The 12466-nt window shown below is 39.2% G+C and carries 11 protein-coding genes and 1 pseudogene; 10 read left to right on the top strand and 2 right to left on the bottom strand.

Features of this window, described 5'->3' with window-relative positions:
- The 9 genes and pseudogenes from G7057_RS02355 (at position 1) to G7057_RS02315 (ending at position 8727) form a co-directional block, all read left to right on the top strand.
- Entirely contained in the window at positions 1–552 is a 552-nt protein-coding gene (locus G7057_RS02355; protein ID WP_166161052.1) for a hypothetical protein, read from the top strand.
- A gap of 127 nt (positions 553–679) precedes the next feature.
- Positions 680–1267 carry an acetate uptake transporter gene (locus G7057_RS02350; RefSeq protein ID WP_166161050.1) on the top strand — a complete coding sequence of 196 codons (588 nt, stop codon included), beginning with the start codon at positions 680–682 and terminating at the stop codon, positions 1265–1267.
- A 63-nt stretch (positions 1268–1330) separates the two neighbouring features.
- A pseudogene (locus tag G7057_RS02345) lies at positions 1331–1468 on the top strand (aldo/keto reductase); the annotation flags it as partial.
- 86 nt (positions 1469–1554) lie between these two features.
- On the top strand, positions 1555–2364 hold the full coding sequence (locus tag G7057_RS02340; RefSeq protein WP_166161048.1) for an aldo/keto reductase family protein: 810 nt from the start codon (positions 1555–1557) through the stop codon (positions 2362–2364).
- Positions 2365–2461: 97 nt separating this feature from the next.
- Entirely contained in the window at positions 2462–5290 is a 2829-nt protein-coding gene (locus tag G7057_RS02335) for a sigma-54-dependent transcriptional regulator (RefSeq protein ID WP_227004625.1), read from the top strand.
- A gap of 180 nt (positions 5291–5470) precedes the next feature.
- Positions 5471–5962, top strand: a complete 492-nt coding sequence (locus G7057_RS02330; RefSeq protein WP_166161046.1) for a mannose/fructose/sorbose PTS transporter subunit IIB — start codon at positions 5471–5473, stop codon at positions 5960–5962.
- A gap of 12 nt (positions 5963–5974) precedes the next feature.
- Entirely contained in the window at positions 5975–6946 is a 972-nt protein-coding gene (locus tag G7057_RS02325; RefSeq protein WP_166161044.1) for a PTS sugar transporter subunit IIB, read from the top strand.
- A gap of 25 nt (positions 6947–6971) precedes the next feature.
- On the top strand, positions 6972–7769 hold the full coding sequence (locus tag G7057_RS02320) for a mannose/fructose/sorbose family PTS transporter subunit IIC (protein WP_166161042.1): 798 nt from the start codon (positions 6972–6974) through the stop codon (positions 7767–7769).
- Positions 7770–7785: 16 nt separating this feature from the next.
- The gene (locus G7057_RS02315; protein WP_166161040.1) at positions 7786–8727 is read left to right on the top strand and encodes a PTS system mannose/fructose/sorbose family transporter subunit IID; all 942 of its coding nucleotides are present in this window, start codon (positions 7786–7788) and stop codon (positions 8725–8727) included.
- A gap of 149 nt (positions 8728–8876) precedes the next feature.
- Here the strand turns inward: G7057_RS02315 and G7057_RS02310 are convergent, their stop codons facing one another.
- Both G7057_RS02310 and rpoN read right to left on the bottom strand, forming a co-directional pair.
- Positions 8877–9737 (bottom strand): DegV family protein, encoded by an 861-nt coding sequence (locus tag G7057_RS02310; RefSeq protein WP_166161038.1) that lies wholly within the window; start codon positions 9735–9737, stop codon positions 8877–8879.
- 71 nt (positions 9738–9808) lie between these two features.
- On the bottom strand, positions 9809–11107 hold the full coding sequence (gene rpoN, locus G7057_RS02305) for an RNA polymerase factor sigma-54 (protein WP_166161036.1): 1299 nt from the start codon (positions 11105–11107) through the stop codon (positions 9809–9811).
- A 135-nt stretch (positions 11108–11242) separates the two neighbouring features.
- On the opposite strand from rpoN, the gene G7057_RS02300 reads away from it, so the two are divergent.
- On the top strand, positions 11243–12376 hold the full coding sequence (locus G7057_RS02300; protein ID WP_166161034.1) for an AI-2E family transporter: 1134 nt from the start codon (positions 11243–11245) through the stop codon (positions 12374–12376).
- Positions 12377–12466: the final 90 nt, after the last annotated feature.

Below are 12466 nucleotides of genomic sequence, written 5' to 3'. Positions count from 1 at the left end.
ATGAAACTAAAATGGAATCGACTATCTATTTCAATTTTGTTAATCATGGTATTAACGTTGGTTCTTGTGTTCCTTTATGGTGAAAATAACTTGTTAGCAGATGTTAAGGAACAAGCAGACCGCAGCAGTCGGATTGTGGAAGAGCAAAAATCCTTGCTTGCAAGTTATCCGGCTGATGAAGAGTTATTAGGCGATTACCAAAGTCAGTATGAAGAAACGAATAATTTTCTTCCAGAAGGGGAGCAAATTGATAAAGAACTCTTAATATTGGAAAAATCGGCTCGACGCAATGAAGTCACACTAAAAAATATAAGCAGAGCATCTGATCCTCAAGAAATAACAGAGATTGAAGGGCATTATTTCAAGAGTAGCTATCAAGTCGACATTGTTGCTAGCCATTCTGACAATATGAAAGATTTGATTGCCGATTTGACTAATGGCGAACGAATTTGGAATATTTACTCATTTAATTTTACTAAAGTAGAAAATAATAGTTACAATGGTAGCTTTACAGTTGATTTGTATTACCATGATGAATCGGAGAGTGAATAGGTATTTTTGTAAAACCCCTAAATAAATATTGTTACTGAAAATACCAGATTGTGTTGCTTTTTACCAAAAGACTGACTATAATTCAAGAAGTGTGCTTGCACAACAATAGTTATAGGAGTTATGGAAATTGGAAAAAGATAAAAAGGTATTATTCAGTGAAATTACTGCAAACCCAGCACCGCTTGGCTTAATGGGATTCGGTATGACAACCATTTTATTAAACATTCATAATGCAGGCTTCTTTTCTCTCAATGCTATGATTTTAGCAATGGGGATTTTCTATGGCGGCTTGGCACAAGTTGTTGCTGGCATCATGGAATTCAAGAAAAACAATACATTTGGAACAACTGCTTTTACATCATATGGTTTCTTTTGGCTATCATTAGTCGCATTAAATATTCTGCCAATGATGGGCTACGGTGAAGCAGCTGATTCATTGTCTATGGCAGCATACTTATTTATGTGGGGCCTATTTACATTCTTTATGTTCATCGGAACATTGAAAATCAACCGTGCGTTACAAGTTGTTTTTGGAACACTAACACTTTTGTTCTTCTTGTTAGCAATTGGAAACTTTACTGGATCAGCATTGATTTTAACAATCGCTGGTTATGAAGGTATTTTCTGTGGCTTTACAGCGATTTACGCTGCTATGGCACAAGTTTTAAATGAAGTATATGGTAAAACAGTTTTACCAATTGGCGAAGTGAAATAATAAGCTAGAGCTTGGGATAACGATATCTCAAGCTCTTTTTGTATATATATTGAAACCGCTCGACGCCTGATTGTAAGACGAGTTGCTGAGGTCGCTGAATCACTTGGTGTAAAAAGGTCGCAAATCGCTTTAGCTTGGTTACTTCAGAACGAACAAGTCGTGGCACCGATTATTGGAGCCACAAAAGAAAGTCACTATTTATAAAGTCAGTTTAGGGATGCCCTAGACTGACTTTTTTGCCTTTAATGGTATAATCATGATTAATGAATAGACGGAGGGATGCACAGATGGAATTGATTAGATTGAATAACGGCCTTGAGATTGAAGTTATCGGGAGCGGAACGAATACCTTTGGAAAAGAAGACCGCAATTATATGGGAGCGATTAACAATGATACAACCGAATTAGCATCTGCTATTACAGCAGGCTACCGTCATTTTGATACGGCAATTTCCTATCGTAATGAAGGAGTCGTTGGTTTAGCAGTTAAAGAGAGCGGCATTGATCGCGATGATTTTTTCCTAACATCCAAAATTCCTGGTGAACCAGACTATATGGGGAATGAAGAAGCGATTATTAAAGCAGTTGAGTCGAGCCTAAAGGCATTGCAGACAGACTACATCGACCTTTATTTAGTCCACCACCCATGGGATTCTTTAGAAGACATGCTAGCAGGATGGCGCGTTCTAGAAAAATACGTGGATCAGGGAGTCTTAAAAGCAATCGGTGTTTCTAACTTTAACGAAGAGCAACTAGCTTACTTCATCGAACACGCCCGTATTAAACCAGCTGTTAACCAAATTGAATCACACGCAGGAAAATGGAATCATGAGATTATTGCCTATTCACTTGAAAATGGGATTATTCCAGAAGCTTGGGGTCCATTATCTCGCACAACAGATGAGGCAAGAGCGATTCTAACTGAAATTGGAAAAGCCTACAATAAAACATGGGCGCAAGTGGTTATTCGCTACCAACTTGATTTAGGTATGATTACCATTCCAAAATCTCATAATGCTGAGCGTCAAAAAGATAATTTAGCTGTTTTTGATTTTGAATTAACGGAAACAGAGCGTAAAAAAATTGCTGCTCTATAAGTTTAGAAAGCTGAAGCGACTCGCTTCAGCTTTTTTATCGATTTGCTTTAGTGTATACTAGCGATAACGATACACTTTTTTGGAGGAGGCATACACATTGAATCGGATTGATCGTATTTTTAATTTTATCAGAGAAAAGACGGAATCATTAACAGATTTAGAAATTGATATGGGACAAGGTGTCACAACCAAAATGGTGGCCGACGCCTTTGATATTCAAAGAAGTAACGTATCAAAAGACTTAAATCAATTAGTAAGAGAAGGTAAACTGGGAAAAACGGAAGGTCGCCCTGTACGCTATTACAGTCTTATAAAAGGGCCTCATCAGCCATTAAGTAAGCATGTACCGAGCTATAAGGAAAACGCTAAGGGAGACATAACTAATCAAGAATCAACGCGTAAACCTGATGATGTATTTCGAACCATGATTGGGGCCAATGGGAGCATGAAGAATGCGGTCGACCAAGCGAAAGCTTCGGTTCTATACCCACCCAAAGGCTTAAATACCTTAATTACTGGGCCTACCGGTTCAGGAAAGTCATATTTTGCTCATGCTATGTTTGATTATGCTCAGTCGAATCAGATTATCTCATCCGATAAGGAACTGATTGTCTTTAACTGTGCTGATTACGCTAATAATCCACAATTGTTGATGAGTCACTTATTTGGCTACAGCCAAGGTGCCTTTACAGGAGCAAGCTCATCTAAAGAAGGCTTGATTCAGCAAGCAGATGATAGCATGCTCTTTCTCGATGAAATTCACCGACTTCCACCAGAAGGTCAGGAAATGATTTTTTACTTTATGGATACGGGGATGTACAGCCGATTGGGCGAGTCTGGTAAAAGTCGTTCTGCTAATGTCCGCATTGTTTGTGCAACGACAGAAGATCCAAAATCGACTTTCTTAGATACCTTTATGAGGCGGATTCCGCTTGTCATTCAACTGCCTTCCTTTAAAGAACGGTCAGTGACAGAACAATTGGATTTGGTTAAGTTACTCGTCAGTTTAGAGGCAACACGCATTCAAAAGAAAATTACGCTAACGGAAGATGTTGTCAAAGCCTTAATCGCTAGTGTGGGTTACGGTAACATCGGGCAATTAAAATCGGCTATTCAACTCGTCTGTGCCCGTGGATTTATGAATCAAATTAACCAGGAGCAAATTGATCTGACGGCTCGTGACTTACCTGAGTCAATTCAAGCCTATCTTGTCGGCAAGCCTTCAAATAGCCGTTACCGCTCTGCTTTATCAAAGATTGTTGAAGCGCAGCTGACAGTTTATCCAAACGAACCCTTTTATCAAGCGAAAACGGACGCTTATGAGCTGCCGTATAACCTTTATGATATTATCGGTGATAAGGCCGCTTTATTGGAAGAAGAGGGACTAGACCGGGAATCAATTAATCAATACATTTCGACAGATATTAATGTTCATTTGAAGTCCTTTTACCGTAATCATGGCTTTTCTTTTGAGACGGATTCACGTTTAGCGGAAGTGGTCTCAAAGGAAGTACTTCAATTTGTCCATGAAGTAGCGGTTGATATTGAAGAGAAACTAGCGACTCGCTTTAAGCAAAACTACATCTATGCCATCAGTCTGCATATCAGCTCATTGCTAAATAAAATACAAGCGGGTGAAAGTCGTAATCTTAATGAGCGCATTAAAGAAATGGCTGTATCTTATACAAAAGAAATTGACATTGCCCGCTTCCTTAAACAGCGTATTGCAGATTACTTTAATGTGGATGTTCCGGAAAACGAAATTTATTATTTAGCTGTGCTACTCGTTTCCTTGCAAGAAGAAGAGGAGATTGGGCGAATTGGTGTGGTGATTGTGACGCACGGCAATTCAACGGCAACTAGTATGGCTAGTGTTGCAGAAGAACTATTGGAGATGACAGGTATTATCGCAGTAGATATGCCGCTCGATATGTCGCCTATTGAAACCTATGAAAAAGTTAAACAAGCCGTTGTTAAGGCTAATGAAGGTAGTGGCGTACTCTTAATGGTTGATATGGGGTCGTTAACGACCTTTGAAGAGAAGCTTACCCAAGAAACGGGCGTACGGATTCGAACGGTTGAGATGGTGTCGACAGCCATGGTCTTAGAGGCGGCACGGAAAGCATCGTTGGTGGATGCCGACCTTGATCTCTTGCATGAAACCATTGATCGTTTCAATGGCTATTCTTCAGCTGCAGCTGAAAAGACTAATAAGTTCAACAGTTTACCTAAAGCACCGGTTGTTATTGCTATTTGCGCAACTGGCGAGGGGACGGCTCAAAAGCTTAAGGAAATGATTGAGAAACCATTAGCTAAACAAGTCAATAATCCACTGAAGGTACTAACAACTTCTATTCCAGACTTAAACCACAACATCAAAATTTGGCAAGAGCGCTATACGATTGTCGCAACAACAGGAGTCATTGATCCTAAGCTATCAGCTCCATTTATTCCACTCGAACACTTTATTGAAAAGGATGCGGAATACGTGTTGAAAAAAATCAATCAATTGACAGACGTACAACCTGCTCAAGCGATTGAAGATCCAGCTGCCGCGAAACGTTTGATTCAAAATTTCTTAGAAGAACATTATTCATTTTTAAATGCGCGCAAGCTTATTAATCCTATCTGGAAATTTGCGGAAGACTGCCATGAATTACGATTGCATCCTGAAACTGGCTATGCCTTTCATATTAATTTATCGCTCCACATGGCAGGTGTGATTGAACGTCTTATCCATCATGATACTTTGTCTAATCATCAGGCAGCACAAGAATTAAAGGTGGATGCGGATGTTAAGCATGTCATCAAAAGTTTCGAGCATGCGTTGGCGATAAAAATTCCACGTCAAGAGCATGCCTATATCGCTTATTTCATTCAAAAAGAAAACGGTGATATGGAAGATATTGATACACTACTCGAATAAAAAACACAAAAAGATACACTAATTATGTTGCGTAACTAGTGTATCTTTTTGTGTATTATCGAAAAGCTTGATTTAACACACTTTCAATTTACAGAAGTTGGCACGCTTTTTGCATATAGATTAGTGAAGGGCATACAATAAGCCCAAAAAATAGAAAGGAGACTTTTTTTTAAGACTAGTATGGATATTAAATTACTAAGGATAGACGATCGACTGATTCATGGACAAGTTGCTATCACATGGGCAAAAGACACGCGCATTAGTCGCATCATCGTTGTTAGTGATGAAGTAGCCGCTAATCCAATCCAAAAGGCATTGTTAAGTCAAGCAGCACCGCCAGATGTTAAAGCAAATGTGGTCACATTGGACAAATTGATTGAAGTCTATTTTCACCCGATATTTATGAATGTTAAAGTCATGCTCCTATTCACCAATCCTTCTGATGTGGTAACAGCCTATAAGAATGGGGTTTATTTTAATACTGTTAATATCGGCGGGATGAAATTTACGGATGGAAAACAAATGGTCACTCATTTTATTTCAGTGGATCAAACAGACATTGATGCTTTTAAAACCTTGGATAAACAAGACATTGAATTGGAAATCCGCAAGGTGCCGAGTGATCGCAAGCAATTGTTGATGGATGTATTAAAAAAAGGAAACTATTTATAGGAGGGAAAATGGATGGTTGGAATTATTTTAGCAAGCCATGGCGACTTTGCCGCTGGAATTCTTCAATCTGCTACGATGATTATCGGGGAGCAAGATAATATTGCTGCTGTAACATTACAGCCGAGCGAAGGCCCAGATGACATTCGTCGTAAAATTGAAGAAGCTGCGGAAAGCTTCGAAACAAGTGAGGTATTAGTATTAGCAGATTTATGGGGAGGAACACCCTTTAATCAAGCGAATACACTATTTGATCAAAACAAAGATCAATGGGCAATCGTCGCAGGGCTTAACTTACCGATGTTAATTGAAGCAATTACATCTCGTTTCACAATGGAAAAATCACATGATATTGCCAAAGCAATTGTTCAAGTTGCTAAAGAAAACATTAAAGTAAAACCAGAAGAACTTTATCAAGAACCTAAAGCAGCAGCTGCAACAGCAGAACCCCAACAAGCTTTACCAGAAGGAACTGTTGTTGGTAGTGGAAAAATTGATATCGGTTTAGCACGTGTTGATTCACGTCTCCTTCACGGTCAAGTGGCAACAGCATGGTCTAAAGATATTAAGCCAACACGTATTATTGTTGTATCAGATGAAGTTGCTAAGGATGATTTACGTAAATCATTGATTACACAAGCAGCACCTCCAGGCGTAAAAGCAAACGTTATTCCAATTCAAAAAATGATTGATATTTGGAATGATCCACGCTTTGGTAAAACACGTGCGTTACTGTTATTCGAAAACCCAACAGACGTGTTACGTGTTGTTGAAGGTGGCGTTGGACTGGAAGAAATTAATATCGGTTCGATGGCTCACTCTGAAGGCAAGATTATGGTTAGCAACGTTTTATCAGTTGATAAAAAAGATGTGGATGCCTTAACAGCTTTACGCGACAAAGGATTGAAATTTGATGTTCGTAAAGTGCCGTCAGACCAAAGAAGAAATCTTTGGGATCTATTGAAAAAAGCAAATTTTGATAAGTAATAGAGAAACAAGGAGGGGTTAATAAATGGATATTATTATGGTTATTTTAATTTTAGTCGTAGCATTTTTCGCAGGAATGGAAGGGATTTTGGATGAATTCCAACTTCACCAACCAATTATCGCGGCATCATTAATCGGTATTGTAACAGGTAAACCGCTAGAAGGATTACTTCTAGGAGGAACACTTCAATTAATCGCATTGGGTTGGATGAACATTGGTGCAGCGGTTGCACCGGATGCAGCTCTAGCATCAATTGCATCAGCTATTTTAGTAACAGTTCACGGAGCAGGTATTTCAGAAGGGATTGCACTAGCGATTCCATTGGCAGTAGCAGGTCAAGTATTGACGATGTTTGTTCGTACAGTAACCGTAGCAATGGCTCACGGTGCTGACAAAAAAGCAGAAGAAGGCTCATTCCGTGGCGTTGAATTATTCCACATCGGTGCCTTAATGCTACAAGGGTTGCGTATTGCAATTCCAGCAGCAATCGTTTTAGCTGTACCAGCTGAATTAGTAACAAACGCTTTGAATAGTATTCCTGGCTGGTTGACTGGTGGTTTAGCTGTAGCGGGTGGCTTTATCGTTGCAGTTGGTTATGCAATGGTTATCAACATGATGGCAACACCAAAATTGTGGATATTCTTTGCATTAGGATTCGCAATTTCAGCAGTCGGCGATTTGAACTTAATTGCAATGGGGATTATCGGTGTTGTTTTAGCGTTACTTTACCTACAATTCTCACCAGAATTCAACCAATCTAGCGGTGGCTCTTCAAACTCAGGAAGCGGCGACCCAATAGATGACATCTTAAACGATTACTAAGAAGGAGCGATGAATAATGACTGAAAATAACTACAAATTAACTAAAAAAGATCGATTAAAAGTCTTTTGGAGAAGTCAGTTCCTACAAGCATCATGGAACTTTGAGCGTATGCAAAACGTAGGTTGGGCTTATGCAATGATTCCAGCCTTGAAAAAATTATACACAACTAAGGAAGACCGTGCCCAAGCTTTAAAACGTCACTTGGAATTCTTTAACACACATCCTTATTTAGCGTCGCCAGTTTTAGGGGTAACACTAACACTTGAAGAAGAAAAAGCAGCAGGTCGTGAAATCGATAACGCCGCTATTCAAGGGGTTAAAATTGGGATGATGGGACCTTTGGCTGGTGTGGGTGACCCAATTTTCTGGGGTACGCTACGTCCGGTATTAGGTGCCTTTGCAGCATCACTTGCTTTAAGTGAAAACTGGATGGGACCAATCATCTTCTTCCTAGCATGGAATATTATTCGTATGGCATTCCTATGGTATTCACAAGAGTTTGGTTATGTACAAGGTGGTAACATCGCACAAAACCTTGCTGGTGGATTAATGCAAAAACTAACACAAGGTGCATCTGTACTTGGTATGTTCATTATGGGGGTATTAGTACCTCGTTGGACAAACATGAACTTCCCAATGATTTTAAGTAGAGTTGACGTTGATGAAAAAGACATGGTTAACTTCGCAGCAGTTGCAGAAGCTGCCAACGAAGGTGTTCTTTCTGGCGATATGTTACGTAATGTTGTTGGTGAAATTCAAGCAGGTTTGAGTATTGAGCCTCAACAAGTGACAACACTACAAAACACATTAGATTCATTATTACCAGGTATCGCACCACTAGGTTTAACACTACTATGTGTGTGGTTGCTTCGTAAGAAAGTTAGCCCAATTACAATTATCTTTGGTATCTTCGTTGTAGGTATCATCGGTTACGTTTTAGGTATTTTTGGAAAATAATTAGTAACAGGTGTTTACTTTTGAGAACGTTCAAAAGTAAATACCTGTTTTTTTTTGTGGTGGATCTGAGTTGGAGGAAGTTCAGATTTTTAGTAGAAATGACGACCTAATCAAACAAAAACACGCGCTCGTGAGCGCGTGTTTTTCGATTAATCTACTTTTTTAAAGTATTGAAGTGCGATACAGCCTAATCCAGTATGGCAACTTACGGTTGGCACGAGGTCAATGAACTCGGTAGTTGCTTGAGGGAATTTAGCCTTTAAGGTTGCGAGAACATCTTGACCCTTTTCAACAGCATCCACATGGGCAACAACAATATGATAGTGGTCGGAAGCATCTTTTATTTCCTCAGCCATTTCATCAATCACATATTGGAAGGCACGTTTGAAGGTACGAAGTTTTTGTAAGACTTCAATGCGTCCTTTTGTTTTTAAGTTTACTTCCAAAACAGGTTTGATTTTAATCAAATTACCGATGACAGCACTGGTTGATGATAAACGACCGCCTCTAGCCAGATGCATTAAATCATCGGGAATTAAAACGGTATTGGCATGATCAACGACTTCCATCAATTTTTCTTTGATTTGAGGGAAATCAATACCTTTTTCGTGTAAGGATTTTGCTAATTTTAAAAGATAAAGCTGGATAACCGCTGTTGTACCAGAGTCGACATAGTCAAAGCCTAATTCTAGACTATTGGCAGCTGTATACATGGCGTTGATTGTTCCACTTAAGCCACTGCAAATAGGAACAGCAAAAATATCAGTGTATCCTTTTTCTTTGAGCTGGCTGAATAGTTGCTCAATATCTGCGATTGCTGGCAAGGAAGTCGTCATGACTTTATTTTCTCCCAGGATTTCATAAACCTTGTCATAGGAGATGGTTTCAAATTCCTTATAGCTATCCTTGTCTGCCATCAGCTGTAGCGGCACGCTGTAGCAACCTAGTGCTTCGATTTCTGCAATACTTTTTCCACTTCCGCTGTCTGTAATAAATGCAACCTTTTTCAAAATAATGTCCACCTTTTCACTAGCGATTTCGCTAATCAGTATCTATACTTCTTTGTTTTCTGTAACACGTGTTATTTAATTTTCCGATCGGTTGATGACGGAATTTGGAGTTGTTTTCGGTAGTTAGCAATTGCTCTACGCGATACTGTCATGCCTTTTTCTTTTAAAAGGTGTTCCAGTTTTTGATCGGATAGGGGCTTGTGCTTGTCTTCGTCAGCAATTAGCTGTTTCACATGCTCCATCACTTCATCCTTTGATTGATTAAAGCCTTCCATACGACGTGAAAGGAAGGACCTCAGCTCAAACACACCTCGAGGCGTTTGGACAAAGGTGTCTCTGACTGTTCGACTAATGGTCGATTCACTCAGTTGACATAATTGCGCTAAATCATTTAACTGCAAGGGCTTTAAATGATTATTAGGATCAAGAAAGAAATCCTGTTGGTGCATCAAAATGGCAGTGCCGACTTTTAAAATAGTGTCTTTTCGTTTCATGAGACTGGCTTGAAGTTGGTCGAACTCTTGCTTTTTAGTTCGTACATAAGTCTGAACTTCTTTGTCATCGACTGCTTTCATCTCATCTAAATAGGCCACATTTAGTGTCAGTAGTGGCGTTTTATAACGCGTTTCTGCTACGACAAGCTGGCCATCATTGAGGTCTACCATCAGTTCAGGTATGATATAAGGCGTTGCCTTTGAGCGTGACTCATAGTGTTCTGCAGGCGATAGCGATAATCGTTGGATAAAGCTGTAAACATCCTCAATATCTGAAAGGGAAACACCATAGTCCTCTGCGATAACTGACCATTTTTTCTGAATAAGCTCATCGTAGTGCTCTTCTAAAACTAAGTAAGCTATTTCAGGCGCAAAATCCATACGCTCAGTTTGAATCATTAAACACTCTTGTATCGATCGTGCGCCGATGCCAGCCGGATCCAATTGCTGTAAAAGGGTTAAGCTGTCTAAGAGCTCAATCTGACTAGCGTTCGTTTCTGCCTTCGCTTCATCTAAGTTTTTTGTCACATAGCCACGTTCATCGAGTTGATCTACCCACCAAAACATTAGCTGACGTAATGGGGTATCACGATAGAGTAAATAAATTTGCTCATGTAAAAAGTCATGGAGAGAGGCTTCGTAAACGGAGGTCTGCTCAATGATATGAGAGAGGTCATTATGAGATAATTTTTTACTTGAAATCTTTAAGGGGTCAGCCAAGTTCATGTCAATAAAAGGATTGCCCAACATCACGCGGTTTAAATAAGTGTCCAGTTCCATCCGATTAAGTTGGAGCATTTCCATGCCTTGTACTAAATTAGGGATAAATTGCTGTTTTTGAGTTTGTTTCTGCGTATAATGCTGATTAAATTCCATAGTCGTCCCTCTTTTCTACTATTATTTTATCATAAGTCGGTAAGGAAGAGAATTAAAGGTCGTAAACTACTAGCTTTTCAATGGGGATAAAAGGTATACTTTGCTTATTATGATTTGCAGATATGGGGTAGAGAAATGAACATGAAAAAATTAGATATTAGGGTGTTATCGTACTTATTTGTCATTTTCTTTTTATTGCTGTTATACCGATACTTTGATTATTTTATCGCTATTTTTCGGTTACTAATGGATGTGACGGCGCCATTGTTTATAGGGGCATTGATTGCCTATCTTCTAAACATTATTGTCGTTCGTTTAGAGCGTTCTGTTTTGAAGAAGTTGAAAGAAAAGCAGGCAGGACTAACGCGTGGAGCTAGTATACTTTCTTCTATTATAATAGTAGTGGCTGTCTTGTATTTAATTATTAATTTAATCGTGCCACAGATTGCGACTATTATATCTCGCCTTGTCAGTGGGATACCTGTTTTAGTGACGCAAATCCAGAACTTTATTATGGAAAGTGATACGGAACTATTAGAAAAATTTGTTGGGGATAACTTGTTGGCTGATTTTAATGACTTGGCGCGGCAGGCTATTGATTTTGTATCGAATAGTGTCAACCAACTATTGGCATCATCCATCTATTTAATTGGTGGCGCAACTAGTGGCTTGTTTACGTTTGTTATTGCCTTTTCATTCGCTATGTATGTACTGGCTACAAAAGAACGATTGAAAGAACAAACCAGATTATTAGGTGTTGCTTTTCTTCCGAAGCGTGTGTATAGTCATTTGAGCTTTTTGATTCAAATTACGAATCAAACTTTTTCAAATTTCTTTGTCGGACAGGTAACTGAGGCTGTTATTCTTGGCAGTTTGTGCATTATTGGGATGGCGATTTTTAGGTTTCCATATGCTGTAACGGTTGGAACCTTTATTGGTTTTACAGCGCTAGTTCCAATGTTTGGAGCTTGGATTGGGGCGGCAGTAGGCTTTGTGTTAATTGCGTCTCAAAGCTTTACACAAGCGTGGGCGTTTTTGATTTTTATTGTCATTCTCCAACAACTGGAAAATAACTTAATCTATCCAAAAGTGGTGGGAACGAGTATTGGAATTCCAGGTATTTGGGTATTGGTGGCCGTCACAGTCGGTGGTGGAGTTGGTGGTATTGCCGGTATGTTACTTGGCGTTCCAGTTTTGGCAACGGTCTATCAAATTATTACGATTATCACACAAAAGAAATTAGCAGAAAAAGAGACCGTGTCTTCATAAAAAAATAAAGGTAAGTTGTTGATTAATTGAAAATAATCAACAACTTGCCTTTCTTTCTGTTCATCAGTCTCTATTTACGCTAAACTGTTA

Origin of the sequence: Jeotgalibaca arthritidis (assembly GCF_011100465.1) — a bacterium.
GTDB classification, from domain to species: Bacteria; Bacillota; Bacilli; order Lactobacillales; family Aerococcaceae; genus Jeotgalibaca; species Jeotgalibaca arthritidis.
Note: the sequence above shows the minus strand (reverse complement) of the source record. Positions and strands in the feature narration are given on the sequence as shown.

Coding starts and splice junctions, on each gene's coding strand:
- G7057_RS02355 (WP_166161052.1), top strand. CDS start 1: ATGAAACTAAAATGGAATCGACTATCTATTTCAATTTTGTTAATCATG.
- G7057_RS02340 (WP_166161048.1), top strand. CDS start 1,555: ATGGAATTGATTAGATTGAATAACGGCCTTGAGATTGAAGTTATCGGG.
- G7057_RS02330 (WP_166161046.1), top strand. CDS start 5,471: ATGGATATTAAATTACTAAGGATAGACGATCGACTGATTCATGGACAA.
- G7057_RS02325 (WP_166161044.1), top strand. CDS start 5,975: ATGGTTGGAATTATTTTAGCAAGCCATGGCGACTTTGCCGCTGGAATT.
- G7057_RS02320 (WP_166161042.1), top strand. CDS start 6,972: ATGGATATTATTATGGTTATTTTAATTTTAGTCGTAGCATTTTTCGCA.
- G7057_RS02315 (WP_166161040.1), top strand. CDS start 7,786: ATGACTGAAAATAACTACAAATTAACTAAAAAAGATCGATTAAAAGTC.
- rpoN (WP_166161036.1), bottom strand. CDS start 11,107: ATGGAATTTAATCAGCATTATACGCAGAAACAAACTCAAAAACAGCAA.
- G7057_RS02300 (WP_166161034.1), top strand. CDS start 11,243: ATGAACATGAAAAAATTAGATATTAGGGTGTTATCGTACTTATTTGTC.